Here is a 16,566-nt window from a genome sequence, read left to right as displayed (position 1 = left end):
GTATCTCAAGTCCCGGTTTCAGCGTTTCTAGTGTCGACCGCTCTTGCCGCCTCACGTATACGGAACTCGCGCCTTCGGGCGTTTCCTCCCTATGAACTTTGGCCGCGCTTTTGCGCGGCCTTTTTTTTGCGCTCCGACTTGGCGACTAACGCGCCAGGCACTGGCCTAAAGCGGCTGCGCGGCCGGCGGCGGCAGATCTTCCGGCAGCGGGATGAATTCCTGGTCGTCTCCCGGCGGCAGGGTCATCCGCCCGGCGGCCCAGTCCGCCTTGGCCTGCTCGATCCGCTCCGACGACGACGACACCAGGTTCCACCAGATGTGACGCGGGCCGACCGGCTCACCGCCCAGCGCCGCCACGGTCGCATCGGTGATAGCCGTGACCGTCGGCCGCTGGTTCCCGCTCAGCACCAGCATTTGGCCGGCGTGGAAGGTGCGACCCTCCACCTCGATCTCGCCGCGCACGACATAGAGCGCGTTCTCCGGATAGCCTTCCGGCGGCGCGCAGCGGGTCCCGGCCTTCAGCTCCCAATGGATGTAGTAGAGCGGGGAGTGGGTCTTGACCTTGGCCGCCACCCCATAGGCGCTGCCCGCGATCAGCCGCGCCCACAGGCCGCCGGTCTCGTAGCTCGGCAGGTCGGCTTCGGGATGGTGGGCGAAGGCGGGCTCGATTTCCTCGTCCGCCTCGGGCAGGGCGACCCAGGCCTGGAGGCCGTGGGCGCGACGGCTCTGGGACAGCAGGGTGGGGTCGGTGCGCTCGGAATGGACGATGCCCTGGCCGGCGGTCATCCAATTCACCTCGCCAGGCCGGATCGCCTGGGTCGAGCCCAGGCTGTCGCGGTGCAGGATCTCGCCCTCGAACAGATAGGTGACGGTGGACAGGCCGATATGGGGATGGGGCCGTACGTTGATCCCCTCGCCGGGCGCGAACGCCGCCGGGCCCATGTGGTCGAGGAAGATGAAAGGGCCGACCATCCGCCGCTTGGCGAAGGGCAGGATGCGCCCGACCTCGAAGCCGCCCAGGTCCTTGCGGCGGGCGTCGATCACGAGGTCGATCATGGCCTACTCCTTGGCGGCGGCGAGATTGGGCGTGGGGGTGTTCAGGTGCGGGGCCACTAGGCCGAGCGGCACGGTGGTGACGTTCTTGACGCTGCGCACCACGATGCGGCTCTCGACGTTGGACACTAGGCCCAGCGACAGCAGCTTCTCGCGCAGGAAGTCGTCGAACGCATGCATGTCGCGGGTGACGATGCGCAGCACATAGTCCATGCCGCCGGTGACGGTGGCGCAGTGGGTGACTTCCTGCCAGTTGGCCACGGCCGCGTCGAAGGCGTCCAGGTTGTCCTTGGTGGGCAGGCTCAGCTTGACCTCGGCATAGACTTCGAAGCCCAGGCCGAGCTGTTCGCGATCCAGCAGGGTGACGCGTCCGCGGATCACGCCGGCGTCTTCCAGCCGCTTGATCCGCCGCCAGCAGGGCGAGGACGAGAGTCCCACCCGCTCGGCGATCTCGGCCACCGAAAGGGCGGCGTCGTGCTGGATCAGATCGAGGATCTTGGCGTCGACGGCGTCTAGCGTTTCGGGCAAGGTGTTCTCCGCAAGAGCCCGATCCGGGTGGGATGTTGCTCGCGCCCCTGGGTTCGCACGGTCGGGATGGTGTTTCAAGCCCTTCTGGAGCCAGTTCGCCTCAACCTGGCAATCGAATTGCGGCGCGCAGACCACCCAACGGACCCGGAGCCAGCACCACGTCCCCGCCATGGCCGCGCGCCACGTCGCGCGCGATCGCCAGTCCCAGGCCCACCCCCTTGGCGTTGGGATTGCGGGCGGGATCGAGCCGCGAGAAAGGCCGGAACGCCTCCTCGTAGTTCTCCGGCGCGATGCCTGGCCCGTCGTCGTCCACCCAGATTTCCAGGCCGCCGTCGGGCCGTCGGGCGGCGGCCACCTCTACCCGCCCGGCGTGAGCGACCGCGTTCATCACCAGGTTGCCGAGCGCCCGCTTCATCGCCAGCGGTCGCAGGGTGGCGAACAGGTCCAGCGGGGCCGAAATCTGCACCTGGGCTCCGGTGCGCGCGGCGGCGCCGCTGACCTCGGCCACCAGCCGGCCGACATCCACCCGCTCCGCCGGCTCGCCGCCCTCGCCGCGGGCGAAGGCGAGGTATTCGTCGACCATGTGCTGCATCTCGTCCAGGTCGCGACGGATGGCGTCCATGTGCGGCGCCGGCGGGGCCAGCGCGACCTCGAGCTTCAGACGCGTGAGCGGCGTGCGCAGGTCGTGGCTGACGGCCGCCAGCAGGGTGGTGCGCTGGTCGATATGGCGTTGGATGCGCTCGCGCATGTCCAGGAAGGCGCTGGCGGCGGCGCGCACCTCACGCGCGCCGTGCGGCTTGAAGGGCACGTCCATCCCCTTGCCGAACGCCTCCGCCGCCGCCGCCAACCGCTCGATCGAACGCACCTGGTTGCGGATGAACAGCACCGCCACCCCGGTGAGCAGCAGGGTCGCCCCGGTCAGCAGCCAGATGAAGGCGTGCCCGCGCGCGGCGAACACCCGGTCGCGCGGCGCGATGATCCGCAACACGCCGGTCTTCACCGCCACCCGGATGTCGACATAGGCGGGGTAGCGGGTGGTATCGACCCAGAAGTTCTCCGGGATCTGGTTGTCGACCGCCAGGCGCAGGGCGTCGTCGTTGCTGGGGAACAGGCTCGGCCGGGGTTTCTCCGGCAGCTTGCCGTCCGGCTGCAGCACGATGGAGAGCGATTGCAGCCGCTCCGCGCGCATGGCGATCCGGTCCAGGTTGGCCGGCGTCGGATCGGCCTGGTAGTCGCCCACGTCCATGGCGACGTCGCCCGCCAGCCCGCTGGACAGCTGCTCGTTCACCGCGCGCAGGTGGGCCTCGAAGAAGCCCCAGACCGTGGCCCCCTGCATCAGGGCGATGGGCAGCACGATGATCAGCAGCGAGCGCCCGAACAGCGATCGCGGCAGCCAGCGCTTCAGCAGGCGTGGCCAGAGCACCCGCAGGATGCGGTGGAATTTCATCAGTCCGGCGCCAGCATGTAGCCGACGCCGCGTACGGTCTTGAGATAGCGCGGGTTGGCGGGGTCGGGCTCGATCTTGCGGCGCAGGCGCGTGACCTGCACGTCCACCGCCCGGCCGCCGTCGCCGGGGTCGTCGGCCAGTTCGTAGCGGTCCACCGGCGCGTCGGGGTTCTGGGCCAGCCGGCGCAACAGGCGGATTTCACCCTCGGTCAGGCGCACGGGCGTGTCGCCGTCTAGCAGCTCGCCGCGCTCCAGGTCGAAGGCGAAGGCGCCCAGCGACAGCCGCTGCTTGGACGCCCTCGTGCCGGCCCGGCGCAGGATGGCCTCGATGCGCAGCACCAGCTCCTGGGGCTCGAACGGCTTGCCGAGATAGTCGTCCACACCCAGCGACAAGCCCTCGATCCGGTCGCCGGGCAGGCCGCGCGCGGTGAGGATCAGGATCGGGGTGGCGTTGCGGGTGCGAATCCAGCGGGTGAGCGAGAAGCCGTCCTCGCCCGGCATCATCACGTCCAGCACCAGCAGGTCGAACGACAGCGAATCCAGCAGCTTGCGCGCGCCGGCCGCATCCGCCGCCACGCTGATGCGAAATCCCGCCCGGGTCAGGTACTCGCGCAGCAGTCCGCGCAGGCGGTCGTCGTCGTCCACCACCAGCAGGTGCGGCTCCGCCCCGCCTGGACGCCTGATCTCGGGGTTCACGTTCGCCTCCGAACCGTTGACGCCTGCGCGCGATAGGCGTCTAAGCCTTTGCGCCGGATAGGCCAAATACGGGCAGGAAACACCCTATGAACCTTATTCCATTCGACGATCGTGACGGTGTTATCTGGTTCGATGGTGAATTCGTCCCTTGGCGCGACGCCAAAATCCATGTCCTGAGCCATGGGCTGCACTATGCGTCCTGCGTGTTCGAGGGCGCGCGCCTGTACAATGGGCAGGTGTTCAAGCTGACGGCGCACAGCGAGCGTCTGGTGCGTTCGGCCGAGTTGCTGGACATGCCCATGCCGTTCAGCGTCGCCGAACTGGACGCGGCGTGCAAGCAGACCGCCGAGCGCATGGGCCTGACCGACGCCTACCTGCGTCCCGTCGCTTGGCGCGGGCCGGAACAGATGGGCGTCTCCGCGCCGGCCACCCGCACCCACGTCGCCATCGCCCTGTGGGATTGGCCGAGCTATTTCGACCCGGAGGTGAAGCGTCGAGGCGTCCGCCTGACCCATGCCCGCTATCGCCGTCCGGCTCCGGACGCGGCGCCCTGGCAGGCGAAGGCGGCGGGGCTCTACATGATCTGCACCCTGTCCAAGCACGCCGCCGAGAAGGCGGGCTACGCCGACGCCCTGATGCTGGACCACAAGGGTGATGTGGCCGAGGCGACCGGCGCCAACATCTTCTTCGTGCGCGACGGCGTGCTGCACACGCCGACCCCCGACAGCTTCCTGAACGGCCTGACCCGCCAGACGGTGATGGGGATCGCGCGGGCCAAGGGGATCGAGGTGGTGGAGCGGACCATCGCGCTGTCCGAGCTGCCGACCTTCTCCGAATGCTTCCTGACCGGCTCGGCGGCCGAGGTGACGCCCGTGTCGGAGATCGCCGAGCATCGCTTCACGCCCGCCGACATCTCGCTCGGGCTGATGGACGACTATGCGCGGCTGGTGCGGGGCGGGTAGACGCGCCGTCACCGCTTGGCCGGAGCGACTTTGGCTGGCGTGGCCTTGACCGGATAGGGGTGCGCCGCCGAGCCTCTGACCACGCCCAAGGTCGCGCCCGAAACGCCGACGATGATGAACTGCACGGCCATCGCGGTGAGCACCAGGCCCAGCACCCGCACCACGATGGTCATGCCGATCTTGCCGAGCGCGCGCGAGATCAGGCGGCTGGCCAGGAAGGCGACCAGCACGCAGACGCACACTCCGCAGATGCCGGCCAGCCCCGCCGCATAGCCGGCCCAGCCCAGCGGCCGCGCCTCGTCGGCGTAGATCACCGCCGCCGAGATGGCGCCGGGTCCAACCAGTAGCGGCATGCCGAACGGCACCACCAGGCTCTCGAACCGCTTCTTGGCGTAGGCGCTGGAGGACAGCGCCTCTTCGCCCTCCACTGCGGCGTCGGCGAACATGGTGCTGAAGTCGTCCCGCGCCATGTTCAGGCCCATCAGCAGCAGCATCAGCCCGCCGGCGATGCGGAACGCCGGCATGGAGATGCCGAAGAACTTCAGCATGGCTGTGCCGGTCAGGAAGAAGAAGGCCATGAACACCATGGCGAACAGCGAGACGTAGAGCGCGATGCGCCGCTGGGCCGAGGCCGGCGCGCCCAGCGTCGCGGCGGCGAACAGCGGGGCCATGCCGACCGGGTCGAGCAGGGCGAACAGGGCGACGAACACATTCACCGCGAAGGCGACGGGGGTCATGGCGCTAGGTCCCAGGACAATCGGGGGTCTTCCGGACTTGTCCTACATGCAGCATAGCTTCGCCCATCCCCTTTCCGCCATGCCGAGGACGCCCCCATGACCGCCGACGCCCGCCTGATCTGCGCGCTCGACCTGCCCGAGGTGGCCGAAGCGGAGGCGCTGGTGGCGCGGCTCGGCGATGCGGTCTCGTCCTACAAGATCGGGCTGGAGCTGCTGAGCCGGGGCGGCATGGCGATGGCCAACGCGCTGAAGGCGCGCGGCTGCAGCGTCTTCCTGGACTGGAAGCTGCACGACATCGGCGAGACCGTGCGCCGCGCCGCCTCGGCCATCGCCGCCACCGGGGCCTGCGACCTGCTCACCGTCCACGCCGAGCCGCAGGTGATGCGCGCGGCGGTGGCGGGTCGGGGCGAGGGGAGCGGCGTGCGCATCCTGGGCGTCACCGTGCTGACCAGCCTGAACGAGGCCGACCTACAGGAGATGGGCTATGCGCTGGGCGTGCGCGACCTGGTGGAGCGGCGTATCCGCCAGGCGCTGGACTGCGGCGTCGACGGCGTGGTCGCCAGCCCCCAGGAAGCCGCCCTGGCGCGGCGGCTGGCGATGGAGGCCGGCCGGCCGGAGTTCCTGGTGGTGACGCCTGGCGTGCGCCCGGTGGGTGCGGCGAAGAACGATCAGGCCCGCGCCGCTACTCCGTCCGACGCGCTGCGCGACGGGGCGAGCCACCTGGTGGTCGGCCGGCCGATCACCGCCGCGCCCGATCCGCGGGCGGCTGCGCTGGCGATCGTGGCCGAGATGGCGGGGGTGGGCTGATGCGAGCTGGGTGCTTCAGCGTACTGCGTGCTTCGAGACGCGGCTCACGCCGCTCCTCAGCATGACGAAGGTTTTTGCAGTCCCCTCACCTACGTCATCCTGAGGAGCCCCGAAGGGGCGTCTCGAAGGACGCAGTTCCTAGGCCCGCGTCTCGATCTGCGGCGGCTTCTGCACGGCGGAACGGCGGCGCAGGCGGGTCAGGCGGCGCAGGCGACGCCAGAAGCGGGTTTTCTCCGCCTCGGGATAGGGCTGCAGGTTCAGCACGAACTCTTCGGCCGAGGCGCGCCAGGAAAAGCCCTCCGCATAGCGCCGCGCCGCCGCCCGGTCGATCTCCAGCGCGCCGAGGCAGGCCGTGCGCAGGTCCTCGTCGACCACGCCCGCGCCGGAGCCGGGGATGATGTCGATGGGGCCGGGCGCGGGATAGGCGGCCACGGGCGTGCCTGCGGCCATGGCCTCCAGGATCACCAGGCCGAAGGTGTCGGTCAGCGAGGGGAAGACCAGAACATCCGCCGTGGCGAAATAGGCCGCCAGCATCTCGCCCTGGTGGGCGCCGACGAACATGGCGGCGGGATAGCGCTCCTTCAGCGCCTCGCGCGCGGGGCCGTCGCCGACGATCACCTTGGTGCCCGGCAGGTCGAGCGCCAGGAAGGCCTCGATGTTCTTTTCCGGCGCCACCCGCCCGACGTTGAGGAAGATCGGACGCGCCACGCCCGCCAGCAGGTCGGGGAACTGGGCCGCCCGGTCGGGGTGGAACATCTCGGTGTCCACGCCGCGCGACCAGGGCGAGAGGTTGCGGAAGCCGCGCTTGGTCAGTTCCTCGCGCATGGTGGGCGTGGCCACCATCACCCGGCCGGACGGCTTGTGGAACCAGCGCATGTAGGCGTAGCCGGCCGAGACGGGCGCGGGGAACCGCGCCGCCACGTATTCGGGGAAACGGGTGTGGTAGCTGGTGGTGAAGGGCAGCTTCCACTCGATGCACAGCCGCCGCGCGGCCAGGCCGACCGGGCCTTCGGTGGCGATGTGGATGGCCTCGGGCTCGAACGCCTTGAAGCGCTCCTGCATGGGCTCGTAGGCGCCCATGGCCAGCCGGATCTCGGGATAGGTCGGCAGCGGCAGGGTCTTGAACTGGTCGGGCGAGACCACCTCGACGATGTGGCCCATCTCGCGGCACTCGGCGACGGTGCGGCTTAACGTGCGCACGACCCCGTTGACCTGCGGCTCCCATGCATCGGTGGCCAGGAGGATTCGCATCAGCGGGCGTCTCCCCGGAAAAACGTTGTGGGACGAAGCGTGTCGATAACCTTGCGCGCGCGCATTTCGATCGGTTGTCGCCTTGTATTCACCCTGAATTCCATCCGGCGAGGGCGCATTGCGCGTCTTGATCCGACTTGCCGCCGGACCATCGGCTGAACGTTCGCCTATAGGGTCAAAGCCGCAGGAAGGCGAGCCCTCTCGCCTTAGATGTGCATTCGTTAAAGATGAGGGACTAGGCGCGGCGCGGCTGAACGCCTATTTCCCAAAGACTAGGTTGCAGTGCAGCACGAGGCCCGGACGTATGGATGGATCGGTCGATGGTCAGACCGTCGCAGATCAGGAGACACTGACGCAAGGCGCGCGTCCGCGACAGGCCGGCGACAGCCGCAAGTCGCAGCGGACCCGTGCACGTATCCTGGACACCGCCATGCGGCTGTTCGCGGAGGTGGGCTACCACCCCGCCAGCAATGCGGTGATCGCGGAGGCGTCGGGCCTGACGCGCGGCGCCATGCTGTATCACTTCGCCTCGCGCGAGGCGTTGCTGGACGCGCTGATCCCTCACATCGAAGCCGCTCGCGCCCGCCTGTTCGAAAGCGCGGCCGACGAGACGCCCCCGGGTTCGGACCGCACCGACCACGCCATCGACGCCTACTGGCGGCTGCTGCACGAGACGCCGTTCATCGCCTTCAACGAGATGGAGGCGGCGGCCCGTACCGACGCCACCCTGCGCGACCGGCTGCGCGCCGCCCAGGCGGCGTTCGACCGGTTGCAGGTGGGCGAGCACACCTCCGGCCTGATGGGCGCGGGCGAGGCGCCGCGTCTACAGGCCAGCCGCGACCTGGCGCGCTTCGTGCTGGAGGGGCTGTCCAAGGCTCACCTCGCCTATGACGGCGACGCCCGCACCGAGCGCCTTCTGGGCGTGGTCAAGCGCGCGGCCCACATGCTAAACCGTAAGGGCTCCATCGCCGATCTCTGGTCGTAGGACCTACGCCGGCGGAAACACCAGGGCGGTGCGCAGGCCCGGACCCTTGCCGTCGACCATACCGGGTCCCTCGTCGAGCTCCAGCCGGCCGCCGTGCGCCGTCGCCACCGCCGCCACCAGCGACAGGCCCAGGCCCGAGCCGGGCGCACTGCGGCTCTGCTCCAGCCGGACGAAGCGTTCCAGCACCCGGTCGCGATCCTCTTCGGGGATGCCGGGGCCGGTGTCGGTGACGGTGATCTCGATCTCGCCCGAGCCCCGCCTGCGGGCGCGCAGCATCACCGCCCCGCCTCCGGGCGTGTACTTCACCGCATTGTCCAGCAGATTGGCCAGGGCCTGGGCCACGAAGTCCCGGTCGCCCTTGATCATCAGCCCGGGGGCCAGCTCCATGCCGAAGTCCTGGCCCTTCTCCTCGCACAGCACCTCGTAGAGTTCGGCCACGCCCCCAGCCAGTTCGGAGACGTCGAACGGCTTCGGCTCGACGATGCGGCCGGCGGCTTCCAGGCGGGTGATCGCCAGCACGGCGGAGAAGGTGCGCAAAACCGCGTCGCTGTCCTCCAGCGCCTGGACCAGGGCGGCGCGGGGATCGGCGTGGCCGGCCTCCACCTCCATCAGCGCTACCTCAAGCCGGGCGCGCAACCGGGTCAGGGGCGAGCGCAGGTCGTGGGCGATGGCGTCGCCGGCGTGGCGAAGTCCGCCCATCAGCCGCTCCAGCCGGTCCAGCATCCCGTTCAGCCGCAACGCCAGCTCGTCGTATTCGTCGCGCACGCCACGCACCGGGATGCGGGCGTGCAGGTCGCCGCCCTCGACCGCCGCCACCGCCTTGTTCACCTCCGCCAGGCTGCGGCTGACGTTGCGGCTGACCACCAGGCCGACAACCAACCCCAGCGGGATCACCAGAACCGCTGCACCCTCGATCGCCCGCACGATGCGAATCACCGCAGCGCGCCCCTCGCTGATGTCGGCCCCGACGAACAGCAGTTCTCCACTGGGCAGGCGAATCTGACGACCCCAGCCCTGAGTGTGGACCACTGCGCCGTCCGGGTCGGTGTCGGTGATGCGAAATCCGGTCTCCGCCGGGGCCTTGAGGGCGGGGTCGACCGGCGTTCTGGCCAAGGTGCCGGTGACCGGCTTGGCGTGGGCGTCCATCAACAGATAGACGAACGGGCGGTCGCCCACCGATCGCTGGATCACTTCCTGATTCAGCGCGGTGATTCCGCCGCGAGCATAGACGGCTTGGAGCGAGTCGAATTCGCGCCCGATCTCACGATCCGCCTGCCGGGTCACTTCGCCCGCGGTGGCGATGTAGATGTAGGCGAGGAAGATCGCCGCCACGGTGGCGAACAGGCTGAGGAAGATCAACGTCAGCCGGAACGGCGTGGTGCGCGCTAAGGCCGGGAGCCTCACCCGTCAGCCTTTCGCGGCGGAAGGCGCGATCCTAGGCGTCAAGCCGGTAGCCCGCCCCGCGCACGGTCTGCAGCATCGGCCGGTCGAAACCCTTGTCGATCTTGGAGCGCAGGCGGGAGATGTGCACGTCGATCACATTGGTCTGGGGATCGAAGTGATATTCCCAGACCTCTTCCAGCAGCATGGTGCGCGTCACCGACTGGCCGGCGTGGCGCATCAGGTATTCCAGCAGCTGGAATTCGCGCGGCTGCAGGTCGATCTCCTTGCCCGCGCGGGTCACGCGCCGGCCGATCAGGTCCATCTCCAGCTCGCCGGTGCGCAGCAGGGTCTGGACCGAGCCGGTCTCCCGCCGCCGGGCCAGGGCCTCGACCCGGGCGATCAGTTCGGCGAAGGCGTAGGGCTTGACCAGGTAATCGTCGCCGCCGGCCTTCAGGCCCGTGACCCGGTCCTCGATCTCGCCCAGCGCGCTGAGGAACAGCACGGGGGTCTGGTCGCCTTCCCGGCGCAGGGTCTCGACCAGGGTGACGCCGTCCATGCGCGGCATCATCCGGTCGACCACCATGACGTCGAAGGTCCCGGCGCGCGCGGCGTCCAGGCCGAACACGCCATCCGCCGCGGTCATGCACTCATGCCCCGCCTCGCCGAGGCCCCGGCACATGGCGGAGGCGGCGGCCGCATCATCCTCGATCACCAGAATCCGCACGGTCCCCCCTCGCGAGTGGGGACCGTCCGTCCCCGGGCCTATTCTTGACCGGTCCCGCCGTCGCTGTCCAACTTCACCGGAACGAAGCCGGTGCGCCCGCCCATATTGACCAGCAGCAGCACCGACGGCCGCTTCTCGCGCTTGGCGTCCGCCACCGCGGCGGCCACGTCCGCTGGCGAGTTCACGGTGTGGTCGCCCGCCCGCTGGATCACATAGCCGGGGCGCAGGCCCACGTGCATGGCGTCGGAAGTTGTGGCGATGGCGGTGACCACCACGCCATGGACCGTCGGCCCGATATTATACTTCTGACGGGCGGTCGCATCGACCGGCGTCAACTTCATGCCCAGCACGGTGGTCGAGGCCGGAACGCCCGGCGTCGCGCCGGAGCCGTCTTCGTCGTCGTCCTTGGCCCCGCCGTTCAGCGTCGCTTCGGACGGACGCACGCCGGAGTGGGCCAGGATCGAGAGGTGATGGCCGGCCCGCAGGATCTCCAGCTTCAGCTCGCCGCCGGCAGGCACTTGGGCGGTGGTCTGCGACAGGTCCTCGGAGGACTTCACCGGATGGCCGTTGATCGACAGGATGATGTCGCCGACCTGCACGCCCGCCTTGGCGCCCGGGCCCCCGGCGGTGACGTCGCCGACCAGTGCGCCCTGGTGGGGCGTGATGCCTTCGGCCGCGGCCACTTCGGGCGTCACGGTCTGGATCGACACGCCCAGATAGCCGCGCACGATGTGATGGGTGGCGATCAGCTGCTTGGTGATCGAATTGGCCAGGTCGGCCGGGATGGCGAAGCCGATGCCCACCGATCCGCCCGATTCTGAGAAGATCGCGGTGTTCACGCCCACGACCCGTCCGTAGACGTCGAAGGTCGGGCCGCCCGAATTGCCCCGGTTGATGGGGGCGTCGATCTGCAGGTAGTTGACGAACTGCTGGCCGATGTTGCGCTCTTCGGCCGAGACGATGCCCGCCGTGACCGTGCCGCCCAGGGTGTAGGGGTTGCCGATGGCGATGACCCAGTCGCCGACGCGCGGCTTGGAGGCGGTCTCGAAGCTGACGAACGGGAAGTCGTTCCCCTCGACCTTGATCACCGCCAGGTCGCTCAGGGGGTCGCGGCCGACCAGCTTGGCGGTCAGCTCGCGCTGGTCGCTGAGCGTCACCTTGATGGTGTCGGCCTTCTCGACCACGTGGTTGTTGGTCACCACGTAGCCGTCGGCCGAGATGAAGAAGCCGGAACCGGCGGCCATCGCCTCGGGGCCACGCGGCGCGCGCTTGGGGGCGGGCTTATGGCCGCCACGCGTTGTGGGGGGAGCGACCTGATCGCCCGGATCGGCGCCCTGGCCCGCGCTGTCGTCGTTGTCGTCGCCCTGATCGTCGCCGCCGCCCTGCGGGGGGACGTTGAACTGGAACGGCAAGCCGGGGATCTGCATGGTCCGCGGCTGCTCGAGATGGGTGGTCACCTCGATCGACACCACCGCCGGCGCCACGCGCTGGATGATGTTGGCGAACGACATCGGCGCGCCGGTCGGCGCCATCGCGCCCGGAGGGGCCATGGGCTGTATCGCTTGGGCTTCGGCCGAGGCGCGCTGGATATGGACGCCCGCACCCACGGCCGCCGCCGCAGTCAGCCCGATCCCGATGGTCGCGCCCGCCAGGAAACCCTTGTTCTTGATCGACATCTATCGTTTTTCCCTGCGCTGATGGACGACGGGCGTCCACCGACGTTGCGGCGTTAAGGTCCGAAACCGCCCACGGGTTGCGATCGTGGGCGTCACTGTCGAATACTGCTAGCTCATACCGGCAGGTCGTTCGTGGGGCCGACCTGCGGCGGAACCATGGCTTCAGATATAGGCGAAGCGTACAGGGCGTGCAGCCTCTCTTCCTCTTCGGGGGTCAAGGACGGCTCGCCCTGACTATCCTTGAGGCGGCGGCGACGCGAAAGCACTACCAATCCACCCAGGCCGACCACCACGAACGGGCTCAGCCACAAGGCCGCATTGGCCGGCGAGAAGGCGGGGCGCATCAGCACGAACTCGCCGTAGCGCTGGGTCAGAAAGGCTTTGATCTCAACGTCCGAGCGGCCGGCGAGGATCTGCTGGCGTACGATCCGGCGCAGGTCTTCGGCCAGGTCCGCCTCGCTGTCGTCGATGGACTCGTTCTGGCAGACCAGGCAGCGGACCTGGCGGAACAGGGTGCGGGCGCGGGCCTCCTGCGCGGAGTTGTGCAGCACCTCGGCCGGATCGCCCGCCGCCGCCCCGAGACAGAGCGCCGCAGCCAGGGCGACCAGGAGCGCGCGGCGCCTCATTCCGCCGCCAACGCCGCCGGAACCGGCCGCGTGCGCCGGCCGACCGCCAGCCGCAGCCGACGATCCGACAGCGAGGCCAAGCCGCCCAGCGCCATCAGGATCGGCCCCGCGAAGATCATCCGCGCCAGGGGGTTGAAGAACACCCGCACCAGCCAGGTCGGGCCGTGCGCGCCCTCGCGGCGTTCGCCCAGCACCACATAGAGGTCGCTCGCGCCCCGCCGGCGGATCGCCACCTTCGAGGTGGTCTGGCGCTGGGCCGGATAGAACCGCCGCTCCGGCGTCGCCTCGAACCGCGCGCCGTGGGGGCCTGAGACCTGGATCGTCGCGCGCTCGGCGGTGAAGTTGGGGCCATCGATCGGGGCGACCGCGGCCAAGGTCAGGGTGTAGGCGCCGGCGGTCAGCGATTGGCCCAGGTTCAGCGCCTTCACCGTCTCGGTGCGGAGCGACAGCTCGCAGCAGGCGCCGATGATGAACACGCCCAACCCCAGGTGCGCCAGGGTCATGCCCCACTCCGCCCGCGGCAGGCGGCGCAGGCGCTGGAAGGCCAGGGCGAAACCCGTCCGGCCGAAGCCGCAGCGATGGGCCACGTCGGTCGCCACCCCGATCACGAGCCAGGCGCCCAGGGCCAGGCCGATCGCCGCCATCGCCTTCTGCGGCTGGAGCAGCAACAACGACACCAGCCCGACGGCGACCGCGATCGCGCCGGCGAACCACAGCCGTTGCAACGCGCCGAGCAGATCGCCCCGCTTCCAGGCCAGCAGCGGGCCGGCGGGCAGCACCAGCAGGCAGGCGCCCATCAGGGGCGCGAAGGTCAGGGCGAAATAGGGTGCGCCGACCGAGATGGCCTCGCCGCTCAGCGCCTGGCGGATCAACGGATACAGGGTGCCGAGCGCGACGCTGACCACGGCGGCGGCCAGGAACAGGTTGTTCAGCACCAGCGCGCCCTCGCGGCTGATCGGGGCGAACAGACCGCCGGGCGCCAGGCTCGGCGCGCGCCAAGCGAACAGGGCGAATGCGGTCCCGGACGCTATGCCCAGGATGCTCAGCAGCAGCACCCCGCGCGTCGGGTCCACCGCGAAGGCGTGGACCGAGGTCAGTACGCCCGAGCGCACCAGGAAGCCGCCGAGCATGGAGAAGCTGAACGCCGCCAGCGCCAGGAACACGGTCCAGCCGGCCAGCGCCCCACGTTTCTCGGTGACGATGGCGGAGTGGATCAAGGCCGTACCGACCAGCCAGGGCATGAAGCTGGCGTTCTCCACCGGGTCCCAGAACCACCAGCCGCCCCAGCCCAGTTCGTAATAGGCCCAGAACGAGCCGAGCATGATGCCGACGGTCAAGAGGCTCCATGCGGCCAACGCCCAGGGCCGGACCCAGCGCGCCCAGGCCGCATCGACCCGGCCCTCGATCAGGGCGGCGACGGCCAGCGAGAACACCACCGAAAAGCCGACATAGCCGGAGTAGAGGAACGGCGGATGGATCGCCATGAACGGGTCTTGCAGGATCGGGTTGAGCGAATGGCCCTGCACCGGCGCCATCGCCACCCGCTGGAACGGGCTGGAGGCGAACACGGTGTAGCCGATGAACAGCACGCCCAGCGCGCCCTGGCAGGCCAGGGTCAGGCTCTTCAGCCCCGTCGGCAGGTTGGCGCCGAACACCGCCACCGCTGCGCCCAGCCCGGTCAGGGCCAGGTTCCACAGCAGCATGGAGCCCTCGTGCGAGCCCCAGGTCGCCGCCACCCGGTAGAACAGGGGCTGGTCGGTATGGGAGTTGGCCACCACGTTGGCGACCGAGAAGTCGGAGGTGACGAAGGCGGTCATCAGGCTGGCGAAGGCGAGGGCCATGGCCACGAAGGCCGCGCCGGCCGCGCCTTCGCCCGCGCCCCTCAGCGTGGCGTTGCGCCGGATGCGTCCGGCGGCGGACAGGGCGAACTGCAACGCCGACAGCACCAGGGCCAGCATCAGCGCGAAGGCGCCGACCTCCACGGTCATCGCATACCCCCGGCGGTTTGAGCGCCCGCGCCCGCATAGCTGGGCGTCGCCGCCCCGTCGCCGCGCCACTCGCCGGACTTCTTCAAGGCGTCGGCGACCTCCTTGGGCATGTACTTCTCGTCGTGCTTGGCCAGCACCTCGCGCGCCTCGAACACGCCGTCGGGACGGAACGCGCCTTGCGCCACCACGCCCTGGCCCTCGCGGAACAGGTCGGGCAGCTCGCCGCGATACTCCACCACGTCGTGGCCGGCATGGTCGGCGACGCTGAAGCTGACCACGCCGTCGTCGCGCTTGACCACGGTGCCGGTCTGCACCAGGCCGCCGAGACGGATCAGCCGACCGGCGGGCACATGCTTCTGCGCCGCCTGGCTGGGGCTGTAGAAGAACACCGCCGCATCGCCCATGGCGTAGAGCGACAGGCCCACCGACAGGGCCAGGATCGGGGCTGCCGCGGCCACCACCATCAGGCGTCGCCGCGCCCTGCGAGATTTGGGAAGAAAGCCCATTATGGGCCGGAACATAGCGACCGTCCGCCGGGCGACAAAGGGGTTGTGACGTTCGGGCCGGCCGCTAGCGCATGGCGACGAAGAATAGGCGCGGAAAAGCCAGCAGCAGTCGGCCGTCCGTCCGATGCGGATAGGCCTTTTCGATGGCCTGGGCGTAGCGGTCCACGAATGCGGGCCGCTGCGCGGGCTCCAACCTTTCCAGGAAAAGCTTCAGGTGCGAGCCGCGCATCCAGTCGACGATGGCCTGGGCCGAGGGCATCGGGTGCAGATAGGTCGTGCGCCAGATATCCACCCGCGACGCCCGAGACGCCAGCAGGTCGTAGTAGTCCGACGCCGAGGCAAGCGGCGATCGGAGCGCCGCCGGATCGCCGAATGCGGCGGCCCACGGCTCTTCGGCGGCGACCTCGCGCATCAGGGTGTGGGTGGGTTCGTCGTGGTTGTCGGGCATCTGCACCGCCAGCGCCCCGCCGGGCGCCAGCAGACCGAGCAGGCGCGGCAGCAGGGTCGCGTGATCGGGAACCCATTGCAGCGCCGCATTGGCGAAGATCAGGTCCGGCGTCGCTCCGGGCCGCCAGTCGGCGATGTCGTGGGCCTCGAACCGCGCTTCGGGCAGGCGCTGGCGGGCGCTTTCCAGCATGGCCTCGGAATTGTCGACGCCGAGGATTTCCGCATCTGGATATCGGTCCGCCAGAACGTCGGTGGAGGTCGCCGGCCCGCAGCCGAGGTCGACAATCTGGCTGGGCGTCTTCAGTTCGATGCGCGCCAGCAGGTCCTTGGCCGGCTGGCTGCGTTCGGCCTCGAAGCGGCGGTAGAGGTCTGGCTCCCAGGCCACCATCGGACACCCGCCATTGCTGCGTACTGACGACTCCGGTGGTACGCCGCGCGGCGGCTATTCGTCCAGCGCGCCCAGCACGTTGGCGGACTGGCCGTGCTCGACCGCCACCGACTTCAGCACCGCCCAGACCTCGCGTCCCGGCGCCAGGGCGAGATCGTGGACGGCGTCGTCGGTCACGGCGGCCAGTAGGGTCGGTCCCCCGCGCAGGCGCACCTCGACCAGCACCGCGTCCGGCCCTGGCGTCATGCGCTCGATCCGCGCCGGTAGGACGTTGCGGGCCGACAGGCCCCGCGGCGGCTCGACAGCCAGCAGCACTTCCCGCGCCAGGGTCGCCACGCGTACCCGGACGCCCTTGTCCAACGC

17 protein-coding genes are annotated in these 16,566 nt (G+C 69.8%); 3 read left to right on the top strand and 14 right to left on the bottom strand.

Annotated elements, in window-relative coordinates; all coding sequences use genetic code 11:
* Positions 1 to 165 precede the first annotated feature (165 nt).
* The 4 genes from GSQ87_RS15185 to GSQ87_RS15170 all read right to left on the bottom strand — a co-directional run bounded on the left by GSQ87_RS15185 (position 166) and on the right by GSQ87_RS15170 (position 3,723).
* Positions 166 to 1,056, bottom strand: coding sequence for a pirin family protein (locus GSQ87_RS15185; protein ID WP_158916195.1), 891 nt, complete (start codon positions 1,054 to 1,056; stop codon positions 166 to 168).
* Between the two features lie 3 nt (positions 1,057 to 1,059).
* Positions 1,060 to 1,581, bottom strand: a complete 522-nt coding sequence (locus GSQ87_RS15180; protein WP_158916194.1) for an Lrp/AsnC family transcriptional regulator — start codon at positions 1,579 to 1,581, stop codon at positions 1,060 to 1,062.
* A gap of 100 nt (positions 1,582 to 1,681) precedes the next feature.
* Positions 1,682 to 3,028, bottom strand: a complete 1,347-nt coding sequence (locus tag GSQ87_RS15175) for an ATP-binding protein (protein WP_158916193.1) — start codon at positions 3,026 to 3,028, stop codon at positions 1,682 to 1,684.
* A complete protein-coding gene (locus GSQ87_RS15170; RefSeq protein WP_254063005.1) occupies positions 3,028 to 3,723 on the bottom strand; it encodes a response regulator in 696 nt (231 codons plus the stop codon). Before GSQ87_RS15170 ends, GSQ87_RS15175 begins: the two co-directional genes overlap by 1 nt.
* An 86-nt stretch (positions 3,724 to 3,809) precedes the next feature.
* Here GSQ87_RS15170 and GSQ87_RS15165 point away from each other — a divergent pair, with 86 nt between their 5' ends.
* The gene (locus GSQ87_RS15165; protein WP_158916192.1) at positions 3,810 to 4,685 is read left to right on the top strand and encodes a branched-chain amino acid aminotransferase; all 876 of its coding nucleotides are present in this window, start codon (positions 3,810 to 3,812) and stop codon (positions 4,683 to 4,685) included.
* A gap of 8 nt (positions 4,686 to 4,693) precedes the next feature.
* On the opposite strand, the gene GSQ87_RS15160 is transcribed toward GSQ87_RS15165, so the two are convergent.
* On the bottom strand, positions 4,694 to 5,422 hold the full coding sequence (locus tag GSQ87_RS15160) for a MarC family protein (RefSeq protein WP_158916191.1): 729 nt from the start codon (positions 5,420 to 5,422) through the stop codon (positions 4,694 to 4,696).
* Between the two features lie 96 nt (positions 5,423 to 5,518).
* Here GSQ87_RS15160 and pyrF point away from each other — a divergent pair, with 96 nt between their 5' ends.
* Positions 5,519 to 6,229, top strand: coding sequence for an orotidine-5'-phosphate decarboxylase (gene pyrF / locus GSQ87_RS15155; protein ID WP_158916190.1), 711 nt, complete (start codon positions 5,519 to 5,521; stop codon positions 6,227 to 6,229).
* A gap of 138 nt (positions 6,230 to 6,367) precedes the next feature.
* Here the strand turns inward: pyrF and GSQ87_RS15150 are convergent, their stop codons facing one another.
* A complete protein-coding gene (locus tag GSQ87_RS15150) occupies positions 6,368 to 7,480 on the bottom strand; it encodes a glycosyltransferase family 1 protein (RefSeq protein ID WP_158916189.1) in 1,113 nt (370 codons plus the stop codon).
* A 304-nt stretch (positions 7,481 to 7,784) separates the two neighbouring features.
* Here GSQ87_RS15150 and GSQ87_RS15145 point away from each other — a divergent pair, with 304 nt between their 5' ends.
* Positions 7,785 to 8,465: a TetR/AcrR family transcriptional regulator gene (locus GSQ87_RS15145; RefSeq protein ID WP_256375889.1), complete on the top strand. Its 681-nt coding sequence runs from the start codon at positions 7,785 to 7,787 to the stop codon at positions 8,463 to 8,465.
* 3 nt (positions 8,466 to 8,468) lie between these two features.
* On the opposite strand, the gene GSQ87_RS15140 is transcribed toward GSQ87_RS15145, so the two are convergent.
* The 8 genes from GSQ87_RS15140 to GSQ87_RS15105 form a co-directional block, all read right to left on the bottom strand.
* Complete coding sequence (locus GSQ87_RS15140) at positions 8,469 to 9,869, bottom strand: HAMP domain-containing sensor histidine kinase (RefSeq protein ID WP_158916188.1); 1,401 nt, start codon at positions 9,867 to 9,869, stop codon at positions 8,469 to 8,471.
* Positions 9,870 to 9,900: 31 nt separating this feature from the next.
* Positions 9,901 to 10,572, bottom strand: a complete 672-nt coding sequence (locus GSQ87_RS15135; protein ID WP_158916187.1) for a response regulator transcription factor — start codon at positions 10,570 to 10,572, stop codon at positions 9,901 to 9,903.
* Positions 10,573 to 10,610: 38 nt separating this feature from the next.
* Positions 10,611 to 12,248, bottom strand: a complete 1,638-nt coding sequence (locus GSQ87_RS15130; RefSeq protein WP_158916186.1) for a trypsin-like peptidase domain-containing protein — start codon at positions 12,246 to 12,248, stop codon at positions 10,611 to 10,613.
* Positions 12,249 to 12,361: 113 nt separating this feature from the next.
* Positions 12,362 to 12,874, bottom strand: coding sequence for a cytochrome c-type biogenesis protein (locus GSQ87_RS15125; RefSeq protein WP_158916185.1), 513 nt, complete (start codon positions 12,872 to 12,874; stop codon positions 12,362 to 12,364).
* Entirely contained in the window at positions 12,871 to 14,862 is a 1,992-nt protein-coding gene (locus GSQ87_RS15120) for a heme lyase CcmF/NrfE family subunit (protein WP_158916184.1), read from the bottom strand. The genes GSQ87_RS15125 and GSQ87_RS15120 overlap by 4 nt, the downstream gene beginning before the upstream one ends.
* Positions 14,859 to 15,368, bottom strand: a complete 510-nt coding sequence (ccmE, locus tag GSQ87_RS15115) for a cytochrome c maturation protein CcmE (protein WP_158917747.1) — start codon at positions 15,366 to 15,368, stop codon at positions 14,859 to 14,861. Before ccmE ends, GSQ87_RS15120 begins: the two co-directional genes overlap by 4 nt.
* A gap of 64 nt (positions 15,369 to 15,432) precedes the next feature.
* Entirely contained in the window at positions 15,433 to 16,203 is a 771-nt protein-coding gene (gene tam / locus GSQ87_RS15110) for a trans-aconitate 2-methyltransferase (RefSeq protein ID WP_158916183.1), read from the bottom strand.
* A gap of 54 nt (positions 16,204 to 16,257) precedes the next feature.
* Positions 16,258 to 16,566 (bottom strand): TOBE domain-containing protein (locus tag GSQ87_RS15105; RefSeq protein ID WP_174241449.1); only part of this gene is annotated, 309 nt, incomplete at its 5' end.

Source organism: Caulobacter sp. S45 (assembly GCF_009765965.1).
Classification (GTDB): Bacteria; Pseudomonadota; Alphaproteobacteria; order Caulobacterales; family Caulobacteraceae; genus CAHJWH01.
This window is presented reverse-complemented; position numbering and strand designations above follow the sequence as displayed.